The organism is Flavobacterium sp. NPDC079362, assembly GCF_050267765.1.
Classification (GTDB): Bacteria; Bacteroidota; Bacteroidia; order Flavobacteriales; family Flavobacteriaceae; genus Flavobacterium; species Flavobacterium azizsancarii.
In genome coordinates this window covers 28,157-45,473 of sequence record NZ_JBNNFM010000001.1, presented here as the reverse complement: position 1 = coordinate 45,473, position 17,317 = coordinate 28,157, and the positions used below count along the sequence as shown (strand labels likewise).

Genomic DNA, 17,317 nt, shown 5'->3' with positions numbered 1-17,317 from the left:
TAAAAATAAGATATGTGTTTTTATTCTGTTATTTTTTTATCAAAATAAGAATGAAAGCCAAAAGTAAAATAAAAAATTATAAATACGCTATTTACAAATGTGTTTTTTACATTTATAAATAAATTATTATGTTAAATTTTAAATTGGCTTTCTGTAAAAGGACTTTTGATGGTTTATTTCTTAGTCGATTTATAATGCACATCTGATTGTTGTCTTAAAATTTCGGCACTTTTTTCAGGAGTGATATCTCGCTGCGATTCGCCCAACATTTCATATCCAACCATGAATTTCTTAACCGTTGCTGAACGCAATAACGGCGGATAAAAATGCATATGGAAATGCCATTCAGGATGGTCTAAACCATCTGTTGGAGCCTGATGAATTCCTGATGAATAAGGGAATGAAGTACTGAACAGGTTGTCGTACTTAATCGTTAATTGTTTTAAAATAACAGCAAAAGCATTCGTTTCATCAGCTGTAAAATCCGTAATCTTATTAACAGCCCTTTTGCTGATAATTATAGTTTCGTATGGCCAGATTGCCCAAAACGGAACAAGTGCTACAAAGTGATCATTTTCGATCACAACACGATCTCCGGTTTTTAATTCCGCTTGCAGGTAATCTTCAAGAAGTGTTCTGTTATTTTTATCAAAATAAGTTTTTAGGCTGTTTTGTGTTTTCTCTACCTGAGTTGGCAATGATGATTGCGCCCAGATTTGCCCATGCGGATGCGGGTTGCTGCAACCCATAACACTTCCCTTGTTTTCAAAAATCTGAACGTGGTTAATATACTTGATATTTCCTAAATCAGTATATTCTTTTTGCCAGGTCTTGATAATGTTTTCAATTCCTTCAATTTCCATTTCAGGTAAGGTAAGATCGTGTCTTGGCGAGAAGCAAACCACTCTGGAAATTCCCTGTTCCGGTTTTGCTTTAAAAAAAGTATGTTTTATATCTTCTTCAAAAATAATCTCGTCCTGCTTCATAGCAGCAAAATCATTTTCGAACACAAAACTGCTCTCGTAATTCGGGTTGTTTACTCCGTTTGCGCGAACATTTCCCGGACACAAATAACAAGTTGGGTCGTAATTAGGTAATGCTTCAGTTGCAATTGTTTCGTTTTGTCCTTGCCAAGGTCGTTTTGCACGATGAGGTGATACTAAAACCCATTCGTTGATTAAGGGATTGAAACGTCTGTGAGGATCTTCATTAATGTCAAAATTTTTCATTGTAATTCTTGTGGTATTAAAGTAGTGTAGTTCCGTTTGAGATTTTTACATCATAGAATTTTAATTCAATCCCAAATGTATCTAAATAAAGATTTGAAAACTTACTTTTCACCTCATTTTCATGTCCTTTTTTAATCAAATTGATAGTACAGCCTCCAAAACCGCCTCCCATTAGTCTGGAACCAATAATAGCATCATCAGATTTTGCAGTATCTACCAGCATATCCAACTCGGCACAACTTACTTCATATTCTTGCGATAAACCATAATGAGTTTCAAAAAGTAATTGTCCTAAAAGTTCTATATTTCCGCTGTCAAGAGCCTCACAAGCCTTTATAACACGATTAATTTCTTTTACAACATAATATACCCTCTTAAAAACAGTAGGATTTATTTTATCCTGAATGCTTAAAAGCTGCTCTTCAGTGCAATCCCTGAAACTTTTTACTTCAGGAAAATTGTTTTTTATAATGGCCAGCCCTTGCTCACACTCAATTCTTCGGGTATTGTATTCAGATGTAAAAAGAGAATGTTTTACATTGCTATCAAACAAAATCAAAGAGTAATCTTTAAAATCAGCATTGTGATATTCAAAATCCAATGTGTTGCAATCTAATTTTATCACTTTATTTTCAAGACCGTGAACACTTGAAAACTGATCCATAATACCACAATTGATACCCACCCAGTGTTCTGCTTTTTGTCCTAATAAAGAAATATCAATTTTTTCAATCTTTAAATCAAAAAGCGCTGCAATTCCATAGATTATTCCGCATTCTAAAGCCGCCGAAGAGGATAATCCCGAACCAACCGGAATATTACTGCTAAAAACACAGTTGAAACCTTCAAACACAAATCCGTTATCCTGCAATTGTTTGATAACGCCGCGAATATAATTGGTCCAGACAACGTCGCTTAATTTGATTTCCTCAGTCAGATCAGCCTCAAATTCTTCGTTTAAATCGATCGCGATTATTTTAGATTTTTTGGTGTTGCTCTTCTCGAAGGCAAAACAAATAACTTTGTCGATTGCTGCAGGTAAAACATAACCGTCATTATAATCAATATGTTCCCCAATGATGTTGATTCTTCCCGGAGAAAGTACCACTTTTTGAGCAGCAGATCCAAAAGATTTCTCAAAAAAAGCAGTAGTGTTCTGTATTAAAATGTCATTCATTATTTTGTAATTGAAATGGTAATATCTTATAATTCGTAAACTTTTTTAATTGATCGATTTGTTTATATTTTCAAATTTATAAACTGTTTTCTGCTGGTATTCCGTACCTTTTTTCAAAACCGAATTCGGAAAATGAGTGTGATTAGGTGCGTCCGGATAATTTTGAGTTTCAAAACAAATTCCGCTTGACGAATGGTATTTTGTATTTGCTTTTCCTTTTAAAGTATCAGAACATTTCCCGCCTACATATATATGTACACTTGGCTGATCCGTGTAAACGCTCATTTGCAAATTGTTTTTAGAGCTGTACAATTTTGCAACAGCATCATTTGTAGCTTCAATTACAAATGAATTATCAATAGATGCCGGAGCATTTTTAGGTATTCTAAAGTCAAAATCATGATCAGAAAGAGCAGTGAAATTTCCTGTTGGGATATTCTCTGAATCTATTTCCAGTATTTTATCAGAAGCAATAAACAGTTTTTGATCCAAAACAGAACCCTCATGACCATCGAGATTAAAATAACTGTGATGCGTTAAGTTGATAACAGTATCTTCTGTTGGGGTAGCTTTGTATTCCAGCTTTAATTCATTTTCTTCGGTTATCGTATACGTTAAATCTACGTGTAATTCTCCGGGAAAATTTTCGTCTAAATCCTCACTTAAAAGACTTAATGTTATTGACGGATTTTCTCCGGAAGTTGCATTAGTAACATTCCATACTTTCTGTCCAAAACCAATATTACCGCCGTGCAATGCATTTTTGCCATTGTTTATATTTAACTGAAATGTCTTATCGTTTAATGTAAACTTGCCTTTGTTTATTCTGCCCGCATAACGGCCAACAGTTGCACCAAAATAAGGAGCACCTGGTAGGTTATAAGAAGCCAAATAAGATTCTAAGGTATTAAAACCCAAAACAACATCTATAAGACTATCATTTGAAACCGGAATTTGCAATAAAGTTACAGTAGCACCAAAATTAATTATCTGTACCTTCATTCCGTTTTTATTAGACAATTCAAAAGCAAGAATTTCTTCGTTTTCTGGTGTTAAACCAAATGATTTAGATATAGATACATCTTGAAAATGCGATATATGTTTTATTTCCATATTATTATTACCAAAAGTGAAATCCAAAAATAGAAACATTTCGTTATCTTTCCATACCAGTACCTACCAGTTTTTTGTATATTGCACCAAAATCACTTTTTTTATGAATATTATTTCGATTCAAAACAACATCGGTCTGCCAAAATATAAGCAGATAATTCTTTCAATAGAAAAAGCAATTGAAGAAGAAAAATTGGTAAAAGGCGATCGTCTTCCGTCTGTTAATAAAGTGTGTCTGGCATTTTCGTTATCGCGTGATACTGTTTTATTAGGATACGATGAACTCAAAAAAAGAGGTATTATTTATGCTATTCCAGGCAAGGGATATTATGTTAAAAGCGTTGAAGTCACTATAAAACAGAAGGTTTTTCTGTTGTTTGACGAATTAAATAGTTTCAAGGAAGACATCTATAATTCGTTTTTGCAGCATATTGGTAAAAATGTACAGGTCGATATTTTCTTTCATCATTTTAATCCGCAGGTTTTTCAAAAACTCATAAACGACAGCAGCGGAAATTATACAAAATACATCATCATGCCCACCAACTTCACTGATGTGGCAAAATTTATAAAAACCCTACCAGTAAGTGAAGTTATCATACTGGATCAGACCAATCCGGAGCTTAAATTGTATCCGGCAATTTATCAAAATCATGAAAAAGATATTTTTGAAGGTTTGTTTAATGGGAAATCGAGGTTAGGAAAATATGAAAAACTGATTTTGATTTTTCCCGGATTCAGAGAACCACTCGGAATGAAAATTGGTTTTGAAGCTTTTTGTGCCGAATATAATTTTGAATATGAAATCATCACAGAATTTACTGATCGCAAAATTACTTTAGGAGATTTATACATTATACCCAATGATCGTGATTTAGTGCGCGTAATCGAAAAAGCAAGAGATCAGAACCTGAAATTAGGAATCGACCTGGGGATTATATCCTATAATGAAACGCCATTAAAAAAGATTGTAGCTAACGGAATCACAACAATTTCGACCCATTTTGAAACAATGGGAAAAATTCTGGCAGACATGGTTCTTAAAGGTAAGAAAGAACAAATAGAAAATAAATCATCGCTTACAATGCGTAATTCTTTGTAAAGGCTTTCTATTTTTTTTTAGGAGCTAATCCCGCTATCCGTTTCAATCTTTTGTGGCTCCCGATAGCTATCGGAAGCCACAAAAGGATTTCCACTTCTATCGGGGCTAGGACACTCATTTTCATAACAATATTTTCGTTTAGTTTGTCATCCTGATGCAGGAATGATCCACAAGAAGCTCGACAAAAATTGCGAAATTACTAGTGTGATCCGTCGTTCCTCAGGATGACAAGATTATGGTTACTTGATATTGAATAAATAAAAAAGAATAAAATCCGTTTTTAATCCGTGTTTTTACGAAGTAAATCCGTGTCATCCGTGTGCTATGACAAAGATTACGGAATTACGAGTGTGATCCTTCGTCCTCAGGATGACAAGATCGTGGTTAATTTATGAACAAAAATAAAAATCTGTTTTTAATCCGCGTTTTTACGAAGCAAATCCGTATCATCCGCGTGCTATGACAAAGACTGCGTAATTATTTTGTTGTGTTACGAGTGAGATTCTTCGTTCTGTTGAAAATGAATATTGTGTTTAAACTTTGCTTCTTAACGCTTTTGTGAGATTAATTTTTTAAACCAATATCTCATAATACAAACCGTTAATGTATTAAATTCCTAAAATTTTAATTAAAAAAACAAGGAAACAATTTTTTTGTTTTTGTAGAATTATTTTACATACATTTGTAAATGTAAATTTTACACTTATAATTTGTTTCCTGCGATATAGAACGAGCTCTATTTGAAATTGAGTTGAAACAGATAAAAACCACTATTGACCAAACCAAACCAACTTAAAATTACAACTTAGCAATGAATGAAAAAATAGACCAATTATCGGCAGATAATATAAGAGCTCTGGCCATTTCGATGGTCGAAAAAGCAAATTCAGGCCATCCCGGAGGATCTATGGGAGGCGCAGATTTCATGCATATTTTATATACTGAATATCTAAAATACGATCCAACAGATATGAACTGGATCTTTAGAGATCGTTTTTTTATGGATGCCGGACATCTTTCGGCTTTAATGTATGCACAATATCATTTGCTTGGCAATTACGAAAAATCAGATCTTGAAAATTTCAGGCAATGGGGTTCTGTAACTCCCGGTCATCCTGAAATTGATGTAAAAAGAGGGGTCGAAAATACTTCAGGACCTTTGGGTCAGGGTCATGCGATGGGAGTTGGAGCGGCAATTGCTGCGAAGTTCTTATCAGCAAGATTTGAGAATTTATTTGATCATAAAATATATGGTTTTATAACTGATGGAGGAGTTCAGGAAGAAATCTCACAAGGCGCAGGAAGAATTGCGGGGCATCTTGGACTGAACAATTTTATTATGTTTTATGATTCAAATGATGTGCAGCTTTCGTCGATGACAGATGAGGTTACAACGGAGAATACGGCGATGAAATATGAATCCTGGGGTTGGAAAGTAATTACAATTGATGGACATAATCATACTCATATTCGTTCAGCATTAAATGCAGCTCATGCCGAATTAGAAAGACCAACTTTGATTATTGGGCGTACTATAATGGGAAAAGGCTGTGTAACTGCTGACGGAACTATGTACGAAGGACAATGCGAATTGCACGGAAAACCTATTGGTGCTACAAAGGCGAATTTCGAAAAAACATTGCTGAATCTTGGTGCAAATCCAGAAGATTCATTTGCAGTTTATAACGATGTTGCAGTTCATTATAAAGAAATTTTAAAAAATAAAACAGAAGAAGCTTCGAATAGAAAAGTACAAATCTCAGCCTGGGAAAAACAGAATTCTGAATTGGCAACAAAGATGAAACATTTTTTTAATGGAGATCTTCCCACTCTGGATTTTGCCGGTATTACTCAAAAAGCAAATGCAGCAACTCGTGATGCATCGGCGGCAGTTCTGGGATATTTGGCTGAAAATGTAGAGAACATGATTGTTTCTTCGGCAGATTTATCCAATAGTGACAAAACAGATGGTTTCCTGAAAAAATCTTCGATTTTACAAAAGAATAATTTCAAAGGAGGATTTTTACAAGCCGGTGTTGCCGAATTGACGATGGCAGCAATTGCGAACGGAATGGCGCTTCATGGTGGTGTTATCACCGTTGTGGCAACGTTTTTTGTGTTTTCAGATTATATGAAACCGGCAATTCGTTTGGCGGCAATTCAGGAATTACCGGTAAAATATGTCTGGACACACGATTCTTTTCGCGTAGGCGAAGATGGGCCAACACACCAGCCAATCGAGCAGGAAGCCCAAATTAGATTATTGGAAAAAATTAAAAATCATTCCGGCGCTCAGAGTTTATTGGCTTTGCGTCCGGCAGATGCTGTCGAAACTTCGGTTGCGTGGCAAATGGCACTTGAAAATAAAAAGACACCAACAGGTTTAATTCTTTCCAGACAAGATATCAAAGATCTTCCAACAAATGGGAAATCAAGATTTGAGGAAGCTTCCCAGGCTAAAAAAGGAGGTTATCTGGTAAAATCAAATCAGAATCCAGATATCACTTTGATCGCAAACGGATCAGAAGTTGCAACACTTATAGAAGCCGCAAATGAGCTCGAAAAGGATTTTAAATTAAATATAAATGTGGCTTCTATTATTTCAGAAGGACTTTTTAGAACTCAATCTTTAGAATATCAGGAAAGCGTTATTCCAAAAAATTCATTGGTCTTTGGGCTTACTGCGGGACTTCCTGTTAATTTAGAAAATCTGGCGGGCAGTAACGGAAAGGTCTTTGGATTGGATCATTTTGGCTATTCAGCACCGGCATCAGTTTTAGATCAGAAATTTGGATTCACGAGTGAAAATGCCCGTAAAGAGATCCTTAAATATTTAGAAGAAAACAATTATAACTTATCAAAATAACAGAAAGAAATGAAATTTTTTATAGACACAGCAAACTTAAAAGATATTAAAGAAGCCAATGATTTAGGCGTTTTAGATGGTGTAACTACAAACCCTTCGTTAATGGCCAAGGAAGGAATTACAGGAGCTCAGAATATTCTGGACCATTATATTAAGATCTGTGAATTGGTTGATGGTGATGTAAGTGCCGAAGTAATTTCGACAGATTTTGAAGGCATGATTGCAGAAGGAGAAAAGCTGGCGGCATTGCACCAGCAGATTGTGGTAAAAATCCCGATGATCAAAGATGGTGTAAAAGCAATCAGGTATTTTTCGAATAAAGGAATCAGAACCAATTGTACACTGGTGTTTTCTGTTGGTCAGGCATTATTGGCGGCAAAAGCGGGAGCAACGTATGTATCGCCATTTATTGGCCGTCTTGATGATGTTTCTACTGACGGGATGGTGCTGATTGAAGATATCAGATTGATTTATGATAATTATGGTTACGAAACCCAGATACTGGCAGCTTCAGTGCGTAATGTAATGCACATTATAAATTGTGCCAAAATTGGTTCAGATGTTATCACCGGACCATTGAGTGCAATTGAAGGTTTGCTAAAACATCCGCTAACGGATATTGGGTTAGCTACTTTTTTGGCTGATTATCAAAAAGGAAATAGTTAAAGTAATTTTTTTTGGCCCACGGATTTAACGGATGAAATTGGTTGTCGCAGATTTAATTTTTTTTAAAAGGGATAGCAAATTTAAATTTATCAGGCAGATTTGATAAGGATAAAAACCCGTGAAAATCAGTTTAATTTGTTTGATCCGTGGCTAATTATAAATAATAATTTTTGTTTAGTTTTTTAGTAATTTTATTTGAAGAAAAAACCCTGAGAGTTTGTGGCTTTCAGGGTTTTATTTTTATTTGTTTTTTCACGCAGATTTTACAGATTCATACAGATTTAAATTTAGATCTGCTCTAATCTGCAAAATCTGCGTGAAACTTTTTTAATCTTAATATTTGTCATTTAAAAAAATCAGTGAAAATCAGTTTAATCCGTGGGCTAAACTTTCTCTACAAATTCAATATAAAATCGTTAAGTAATTTTTCCTCATATTTTTCCTTGTTAAAAGTGTATAGATAAGATCCTTTGCGGGAAGACTGCATATCTTTTTCCTCTAATTTATTTAGAATTTCTAAAGAATTGATCTTGCTGATAAAGTTTCGTTTGTCTAATTCCTTGCTTAAGATTGCTTCATATAATTCTAACAATTGACGCATGGTAAATTTTTCCGGCAACAACTCAAAACCAATTGGTTTTATCGAAGTTCTGTAACGAAGTCTTCTAATTGCTTGCTGTACCATTTCGTCATGGTCAAAAATCAAATTTGGGGCATCCGTAATACTAAACCATTGTGCGTGATAATTCTTGATCAATTCAGCATTATGATTTTCGATATTAATCAAAGCATAATAAGAAACTGAAATGGTTCTTTCTACAGGATCACGATCGATTTCGCTATACGCATATAATTGCTCCATATAGATATCGTTTAAACCGGTATAGGTATTTAAGATTCTAATAGCAGCATGATCTAAAACTTCATCGCGTTTTAGAAAACCTCCAATCAAAGACCATTTTCCCTTTTCAGGCTCAAAATCTCTCTTGATTAAAAGGATTTTCAACCCCTCATGGTCGAATCCAAAAATGATACAATCTACTGCTAATAAGACTTTATCTGCAGTGCTATAACTGTTTAGCATATTCAATTTTTTATTGGTAAATATATAAACTTCCTAATTCGTTTCATAATTTATTAATGTAGATTTTACACTTACATTAATTCCTACTCAAAAATAGAGTTAAAAAAACAACTTTTCACATAAAATTAATGACGACTTTTTCTTTTTGTGATTTTTTTAAGAGCAAAACAGGATAGATACAGGATACTTTTTTGAAAAAATATACAAACAAAATTTGAAAATTAGTATTCAAAATCAGTTTTTATTTACAAAAATAGCGATTTAATTCCCTTCAAATATTTACAAAACAGCCTATTTAGTAAATTTTTTCAGACTCCCTTTTTTTGATTAAAAAGAGCCTTTTTGATAAAAAGTGTAAATTTTACACAAATAAGTATTAGAAAAGAGCTTTCTTTTTGAAATAAACGTGATTTTTTAAATGTTATGTTTACACTTAATTTGCGATATGCATTTTTTTTACAACCTTTTTTTGTGAAATTAATTTGTTTTTGAGGTTTTTTTTTATTTAAATTTACAAATGTAGAATTAACACTTATAATTATACGCTAACCAACTTAAACTAACCAATATGATAACAAACCAAAAATTATTTTTTTATTGCAATTTTTTATTGCCAAAAAAAGAATGGCTTCTAGCACTAATAATGCTAGTATTTTCAGCCCATCAAATGTCGGCTCAGGACAAATTGATTGGTGGAGTTGTTACTTCGGCTCAGGACAAACTGCCTTTACCGGGTGTAAATATTTTGATAAAAGGAACCAAAACAGTTGTTACAAGCGGTTTTGATGGCGAATTTTCGATTAAGGCATCTCCAAATGATGTTTTAGTCTTTTCATTTATAGGATTTCAAAATCAGGAAATATCAGTAGGAAATCAAACAAAAGTGAATGTTGCCTTGAGTGAAGACACCAATAAACTAAATGAGGTAGTAGTTGTAGGATACGGAACACAAAAGAAATCTGATCTTACAGGTTCGATAAGTGTGGTTGATATGGAAGCTGCTAAAAAAACGATAACCTATGATCCTGCAAAAATGCTTCAGGGCCAGGTTGCCGGTGTTACAGTACAATCGTCAGGAGAACCAGGAGGTTTTGTAAATGTAAAAATCAGAGGTATAAATTCATTTACAAACAACAATCCTCTTTTTGTTATTGACGGAATGATCGTTGATAGTCCAAATGATTTTGCGCCTGGTGATATCGAATCGATGCAAGTTCTAAAGGATGCATCCTCGGCTGCTATTTATGGAGTTCAGGGAGCAAACGGAGTTGTAATTATCACGACCAAAAAAGGTAAAAATGGCAAACTTGACATTAAATTCAAATCATTAGTAGGACTTCAGAATGTGGCTAAAAAATGGGACCTGACAGACAGAGTCGGCTATCAGAAAATTACAACTGCTGCTGAATTAAATGCCGGATTAACTGTTGCTCCGGGAAATGACCCAACAAGTCCTTCTTATATAAAAAATGTAAATACAGATTGGCAAAAAGAGGCTTTTCAAACAGGGATTATCCAAAATCAATCGCTTACACTTAATGGCGGAGCTGAGAATTTAGGCTATAATATGAATGTAGATTATTTTAAAAATACAAGCTATTTAAATTCCCCGCAAGATTATGAAAGATTATCGACCAATTTAAATTTATACGGTAAAAAAGGAAAATTTAAATACGGTTCTAAGATTGGTTATACACAATCTGACAAAGAGAATTTCAACGAATATAATGCAGGTCAATCAGCGATTGTTGATTTACTGGGCGCTATTCCAACGATGCCTGTTTATGATCCAAACAGACTTGGCGGTTACGGTGGTACAGATGTTTTAACGCAAAGAGCCATTTCGATGAATGTAATTGGGTTTAATAATTTAATTACGAATAACGGAAAAAGAAATCGTTTCATTGGAGATATCTGGGGAGAACTTGAAATCGTTAAAGGACTTAAATACAAACTAGATGTAAGTTATGATAGATTAGATTGGCAAAACAGAAAATTTAATCCACCAAGCAATCTAGGATGGTACTATATTACAACGAATGAGAAGGCTGCATTAGATCTTGAAACCGGAAATCAGACCAGAACATTTCTGAATAATTTATTGACATATGAAGTTTCGCTTGGTAAACATAAAATTGATGCGCTAGCGGGGTGGATTCAGGAGAAAAAGGATTTTTATAAACTATGGAATAAAGGTGTTGGTTATACGCCGGGAGAGATCAGTCAACTTCAATATGCTGATTCTAGAGATGGAGGAGAATATAAAAGTACGATTACGAATATTTCGTATTTAAGCCGATTAAATTATTCTTATGATGATCGTTATTTTATTACCGGAAACTTCAGACAAGATAAAACATCACTTTTTAGTGAAAAGAATAATACGGGTAATTTCTACTCTTTTTCAGGAGCCTGGAAAGTTAGTAACGAAAAATTTATTCACTTACCGGAATGGTGGAATACAATTAAACTTAGAGGAGGTTATGGTATTTTAGGAAATAATACGATTGGAGTATATGCATATTCACCAACTATTAATGCTTTTGCAGGATATGATTTTAACAATGCATTAGCACCTGGAACTACGGTAGTAAGCGCAATTGATCCGGATGTGCATTGGGAAGAAACTTCGACTTCGAATGTTGCTCTTGAGTTAGGATTTTTTAATAACGATTTACAAATTACAGCAGAATATTATCAAAAAAAATCTACAGATTTATTAATTGGAGTTCCGTTGCCTTTTTCAACAGGAGCATTTCCGGCAAACGTAGTAACAAATGCAGGAGCAGTTAAAAACAGTGGTTTAGAATTTTCAGCAAGTTATAACAATAACCATCATAAATTTAAATATAGCATTTCGGCCAATATAGGAACTTTAAAAAATGAGGTTTTACAAATTGGTCGTGACGGAAATCCAATTTACGGGGCAGCTTCAAAAACAGAAGTAGGAAGATCTATTGGTGAACTTTTTGCTTATGAAACGGCAGGAATTTTTCAGAATGCGGCAGATTTAGCTGCGTCACCAACGCAAACTAATGCAGGTATTGGAGATATTAAGTTCAAAGATGTAAATGGCGATGGTAAAATTACAGATGCTGACAGAACTTTTCAGGGAGTTGCGATTCCAAAATATAGTTACGGATTTAATTTTAGTGCTAATTATAAAAACTTCGACTTTTCGATGTTTTGGCAAGGAAGCGGTGGAAACAAGGTATTCAACGGATTGTACCGCAATTTAATGACAGAACAATACGGAAACAGCAGTGTTGATGCATTGAATTACTGGACTCCAACAAATACAAATACAGATGTACCACGTCCGATTATTGGAGACCCAAATGCAAATTCAAGAGACTCTAACAGATTTATTGAAAGTGGCGATTATATCAAATTGCAAACATTGGAAATAGGATATTTAATCCCTGTTCCTAAAGACACTTTTATTCAAAAAGCGAAGATATTTATCAACGGACAAAATTTATTAATTATTAGTAAATACAAAGGCTACGATCCGGATTTTAATTACAATGACGGATTATTTTCCAGAGGATACGATGCGGGATCTTTCCCTAATCCAAGAACAATTTCTATGGGTGTTGAAGTAAATTTTTAAAACTAGCCTAATCAATTAAAAACGTATTAAAATGAAATATAAAATATTTAACTATATAACGGTTTTCTTTTCAGTAACTGTGCTAACAACAAGTTGCGTTGATAATGAAGACTTACTTCAGGTTGATCCTAATGTTGAAACAGCAGGCTCATTCTGGAAAACAGATGAGGATGCGGTTGCAGGTATAAACGCTGTTTATAGTAGTTTAATAACAGATGGTACTTATATGCGAAGTACTCCTTTATTATTAGATGCAAGATCTGATGATGCCCGCACGAATAGTCCTTGGGGATCGATGTATAATGCAGGCAGATTCAATTCAAATGTAGCTGATGCTTCTATATATGGCTGGGCTTACGAAACCTATTATCAGGGAATTTACCGTGCGAATCAAGTTTTGGCAAATGTTCCAAATATCGCAATGACTAATGCAGCGCTAAAAAACAGAATTTTAGGGCAGGCTTATTTTTTGAGAGGACTTTACTTATTTCATGCAGTAAACATGTTTAAAAACGTGCCGGTTCCAACAAATATTGCAGTAAAATATCCACAGAAAACAGAAGCAGAAGGTTGGGCACAAGTCATTGCAGATTTTACAGCTGCGGCTGAGTTATTACCTGCTTCATACGCTAGTGTTTCAGGTTTAGATAGCGGGGAGGCAGGACGCGCAACAAAAGGGGCGGCTCTGGGGTATTTGGGAAAAGCGTATTTGTTTACTAAGGATTTTGATAAAGCCAAAGCTGCTTTCAAACAAGTTATAGACTTAGGTGTTTATTCGTTAGTATCAAACTATCGTGATAATTTTACTACTGCTAATGAAAATAATTCAGAGTCACTTTTTGAAGTACAAATGAGCAGAGAAGCCGGAGGCGTTGCATTAGGCTGGGGAGGTATTCCAGCTTCAAATTGGGGAAAAACTTCAGCGCGCGCTATCACTTATGCACCAAGAGGTTTTGGATGGACAGACGTACAGCCTTCGCATGCATTATTCAACGAATTTCATGATGAGAAAACTCAATCAGGAGATCTGGATCCTCGTTTAGATGCCACTATATTTTACAATAAACCGGGCGGGATGAAATTGTATGGACAAGATTTTGCAACGTACTACGCAAAAAGCCCTGCTGATTTGAATGATATATTCTGTAGAAAATATCAAAATTCAGATGGAGAATTTGAAAGCGAAATGGATTGGCGTTCAGGTATTAATGAACGTTTATTACGTTATGCCGATATCCTTTTAATGTATGCCGAGACTTTAAATGAAACTGGTGATACTCCTGGGGCATACGGATATATTCAAATGGTAAGAAACCGAGTTGGTTTACCAAATCTGGCCACTACAAAACCAGGGATGTCACAAGCTCAAATGAGAGAACAAATAGGGCACGAAAGATTCCTGGAGTTCCCACTTGAAGGACACCGTTTTGATGATATTCGTCGTTGGGGATGGTTGCAGGATGCTACAAAATTAGCTTGGTTAAGATCCAGAGATGCTGAGTTTAATTCGTATACAGCGGGAAGAGAATTTTATCCAATTCCGCAATTAGAAATGGATAACAATCCCGGAACGATACAGAATGATAGTTATTAAAGTTTTCAGTCGCAGTCACAGTCTACACTGAAAAACTGAAAACTGAGACTGCAACTAAGAATACTAATATCATGTAGAGACCTAAAAATCTTTACATGATATTATCTTAAAAATATAGAATGAGATTTTGAGAGATAATTATTAACACAAAAACTAAAAATTATAACAAATGAAAACAATTACAAGTTTGGTTTTATTAGCAGTATTATTAGTAAGTTGTCAAAATGAAGATGTCATAATCCCTTCCAATGAGGATGCAGCCGCAATTGCAGCAACTCAAAATTCTCAAGCAAAAAATCTAACAGCAAAGACCGTTACCGGAACAGTTCCGTCACACGATCCGAGCACAATTGTAAAAAGCGGAGTCAATTATTATGTCTTTACAACAGGCGATAATATCCCCATGACCTATTCTACAAACTTAACAACCTGGACTTGGGGAGCATCAGTATTTACTTCTACACCAACTTGGATCACAGGATATGTTCCCGGTTTTGTAAAAACATTTTGGGCACCGGATGTAGCCTGGTTCAACAATCGATGGAATATGTATTATTCCTGTTCTACTTTTGGTTCAGCCACATCAGCAATTGGTTTGGTAACTGCTCCGGCCATAAGTGCTTCGGCAGGAACAACCTGGACAGACAGAGGCGTTGTGGTTTCATCGTCTTCATCTTCGGATGTAAATGCGATTGACCCTTCTATTTTAGTAGATGGCAGTAATGTTTATATGGCCTACGGTTCCTGGCATGCCGGAATTGGAGTTATTCAAATTAATCCATCCACAGGAAAAACAACAGGAAGCAAAACCATCGTAGCAGGTGGAAGCAGCGCCAGTTGGGAAGCACCTTGTTTAATCAAAGAAGGAAGTTATTACTATATGTTCGTTAACCGAGGTACTTGCTGCAACGGCGTAAACAGTACCTATTATATTGTAGTAGGTCGTTCGACAAGTCCGTTTGGACCATTTGTAGACAAAAACGGAACAGCGCTGACAAGTGGCGGCGGAACAACAGTTTTGGCTACACAAGAAAACTATATAGGACCAGGACATTTATCCAGAATTGTAGGAACCCAAAAAGGATCTGTTCATTATTATGACGGAGCCGATAGCGGAAATCCAAAACTCGAAATCGTCTATTTTACATGGTCATCAGGATGGCCAACACTTTCGTATTAAAATATATTCAGAAGAAAATTCATGGAGCTTTCTTCTTTATAACTTAAACAAACATTATGAAATCGCCATGATTCAAAATCATAAATGAAAATGAAGAATGACGATACCATTTCAATAAAAACAAATATTATACTCGCATGAAAAAAGCACTTTTAATCACATTTCTTTTTACCATTTGCAATCAGGTAAGTTTCGCTCAAAACCAATCCACAGTGGTTACAATCAAAAATACGGCGGATGCTCCAATCATAGATAAAAACATTTACGGACATTTTGCAGAGCATTTAGGGCGTTCTATTTATGGAGGTTTCTTTGTGGGAGATACATCTAAAATTCCGAATACAAAAGGAGTTAGAAATGATATTATTAAAGCTTTGAAAGAATTGAAAATCCCAAATTTAAGATGGCCCGGAGGATGTTTTGCCGATACGTACCACTGGAAAGACGGCATTGGACCACAACCGGAAAGACCAACTATTGTAAACAAATGGTGGGGAGGAACAACAGAAGACAACAGTTTTGGAACGCACGATTTTCTGAATATGTGTGAATTGCTTGGTGCAGAACCGTATTTATCAGGAAACGTAGGCAGCGGAACCGTTCAGGAATTGGCAGATTGGGTTCAGTATACCAACTTTAGCGGAAAAAGCCCAATGAGCGATTTGCGTAAAAAAAACGGAAGAACAGAACCTTGGAAAGTGAAATTCTGGGGAATTGGAAACGAAGCCTGGGGATGCGGAGGAAATATGACTGCAGAATATTATGCTAATGAATACCGCAAATATGCCACCTTCATGTCAGATTGGGAAAACACAGGCGGAATCACCCGTATCGCATCAGGATCAAACAGTGCTGATTATAACTGGACAGAAGTTTTAATGAAAAACATTCCAATCAATATGTTAGGCGGATTAGGTGTTCATCATTATGCCGTAATCAATTGGGGTAAAAAAGGCGATGGCGTAAACTTTACAGAAGACGGCTATTTTCATACCATTCAATCGGCTTTAAAAATGGAAGAATTGGTGACCAAACATTCAGCCATTATGGACAAATATGATCCGGAGAAAAAGGTAGCCATGATCGTTGACGAATGGGGAGCTTGGTACGAAGTAGAGAAAGGAACAAATCCTGGTTTTTTGTACCAACAAAATACCATGAGAGATGCGGTTTTAGCCGGAGCAACATTGAACATTTTCAACAATCATGCTGACAGAGTTCGTATGGCAAACTTAGCGCAATGTGTCAATGTTTTGCAAGCTGTAATCCTTACAGATAAAGCAAAAATGATTACAACGCCAACGTATCATGTCATGAAATTATACAGCGTTCATCAGGATGCCAAATTATTACCAATAAGTTTTCAATCACCATTATACACTTTCAACGGAGAATCACTTCCGGCAGTTTCGGCTTCGGCATCAAAAGACAAAAGCGGAGCAGTTCATATTTCATTAGTAAATGTGGATGCAAAGAATAAAAATAAAATAGAAATTGATGTAAATGAACTTGGTGTAAAAAACTTCACAGGAATCATTTTAACATCGGCAAAATTACAAGATTACAATTCATTCGATACGCCAAACAAAATTGTACCAACAGTTTTTAAAGGTTTCGAAAACAAAAAAGGAAAACTTGAAATCACAATTCCTCCTTTCTCCGTAGTAGTTTTAGAAGGAAAATAAAAAGCTAA

Annotated in this window: 11 protein-coding genes; 7 read left to right on the top strand and 4 right to left on the bottom strand. The window is 35.1% G+C overall.

Annotated features, from left to right (window positions below; translation table 11 throughout):
• Positions 1–173: 173 nt before the first annotated feature.
• The 3 genes from ACQKCJ_RS00170 to ACQKCJ_RS00160 are packed head-to-tail and all read right to left on the bottom strand — an operon-like array spanning position 174 to position 3,519.
• Positions 174–1,229 (bottom strand): UDP-glucose--hexose-1-phosphate uridylyltransferase, encoded by a 1,056-nt coding sequence (locus ACQKCJ_RS00170; protein WP_271335116.1) that lies wholly within the window; start codon positions 1,227–1,229, stop codon positions 174–176.
• 16 nt (positions 1,230–1,245) lie between these two features.
• The gene (gene galK, locus ACQKCJ_RS00165; protein ID WP_271335117.1) at positions 1,246–2,406 is read right to left on the bottom strand and encodes a galactokinase; all 1,161 of its coding nucleotides are present in this window, start codon (positions 2,404–2,406) and stop codon (positions 1,246–1,248) included.
• Between the two features lie 45 nt (positions 2,407–2,451).
• Complete coding sequence (locus ACQKCJ_RS00160) at positions 2,452–3,519, bottom strand: aldose epimerase family protein (RefSeq protein ID WP_271335142.1); 1,068 nt, start codon at positions 3,517–3,519, stop codon at positions 2,452–2,454.
• 103 nt (positions 3,520–3,622) lie between these two features.
• On the opposite strand from ACQKCJ_RS00160, the gene ACQKCJ_RS00155 reads away from it, so the two are divergent.
• The 3 genes from ACQKCJ_RS00155 to fsa all read left to right on the top strand — a co-directional run bounded on the left by ACQKCJ_RS00155 (position 3,623) and on the right by fsa (position 8,153).
• Positions 3,623–4,621 (top strand): GntR family transcriptional regulator, encoded by a 999-nt coding sequence (locus tag ACQKCJ_RS00155; RefSeq protein ID WP_271335118.1) that lies wholly within the window; start codon positions 3,623–3,625, stop codon positions 4,619–4,621.
• Between the two features lie 811 nt (positions 4,622–5,432).
• Positions 5,433–7,487 (top strand): transketolase family protein, encoded by a 2,055-nt coding sequence (locus tag ACQKCJ_RS00150; protein ID WP_427401117.1) that lies wholly within the window; start codon positions 5,433–5,435, stop codon positions 7,485–7,487.
• A 9-nt stretch (positions 7,488–7,496) separates the two neighbouring features.
• Positions 7,497–8,153 carry a fructose-6-phosphate aldolase gene (fsa, locus tag ACQKCJ_RS00145; protein WP_427401116.1) on the top strand — a complete coding sequence of 219 codons (657 nt, stop codon included), beginning with the start codon at positions 7,497–7,499 and terminating at the stop codon, positions 8,151–8,153.
• Positions 8,154–8,547: 394 nt separating this feature from the next.
• Here fsa and ACQKCJ_RS00140 read toward each other — a convergent pair whose 3' ends face one another.
• Positions 8,548–9,237 carry an NUDIX hydrolase gene (locus ACQKCJ_RS00140; protein WP_427401115.1) on the bottom strand — a complete coding sequence of 230 codons (690 nt, stop codon included), beginning with the start codon at positions 9,235–9,237 and terminating at the stop codon, positions 8,548–8,550.
• Positions 9,238–9,880: 643 nt separating this feature from the next.
• Between ACQKCJ_RS00140 and ACQKCJ_RS00135 the strand changes: the two genes are divergently transcribed.
• From ACQKCJ_RS00135 to ACQKCJ_RS00120, 4 genes are all read left to right on the top strand, one after another.
• Positions 9,881–12,850, top strand: coding sequence for a SusC/RagA family TonB-linked outer membrane protein (locus ACQKCJ_RS00135; RefSeq protein WP_427401114.1), 2,970 nt, complete (start codon positions 9,881–9,883; stop codon positions 12,848–12,850).
• A 31-nt stretch (positions 12,851–12,881) separates the two neighbouring features.
• Positions 12,882–14,444, top strand: coding sequence for a RagB/SusD family nutrient uptake outer membrane protein (locus ACQKCJ_RS00130; protein ID WP_427401113.1), 1,563 nt, complete (start codon positions 12,882–12,884; stop codon positions 14,442–14,444).
• A 169-nt stretch (positions 14,445–14,613) separates the two neighbouring features.
• The gene (locus ACQKCJ_RS00125) at positions 14,614–15,624 is read left to right on the top strand and encodes an arabinan endo-1,5-alpha-L-arabinosidase (RefSeq protein ID WP_427401112.1); all 1,011 of its coding nucleotides are present in this window, start codon (positions 14,614–14,616) and stop codon (positions 15,622–15,624) included.
• Positions 15,625–15,761: 137 nt separating this feature from the next.
• Complete coding sequence (locus tag ACQKCJ_RS00120; protein WP_427401111.1) at positions 15,762–17,309, top strand: alpha-N-arabinofuranosidase; 1,548 nt, start codon at positions 15,762–15,764, stop codon at positions 17,307–17,309.
• Positions 17,310–17,317 lie beyond the last annotated feature (8 nt).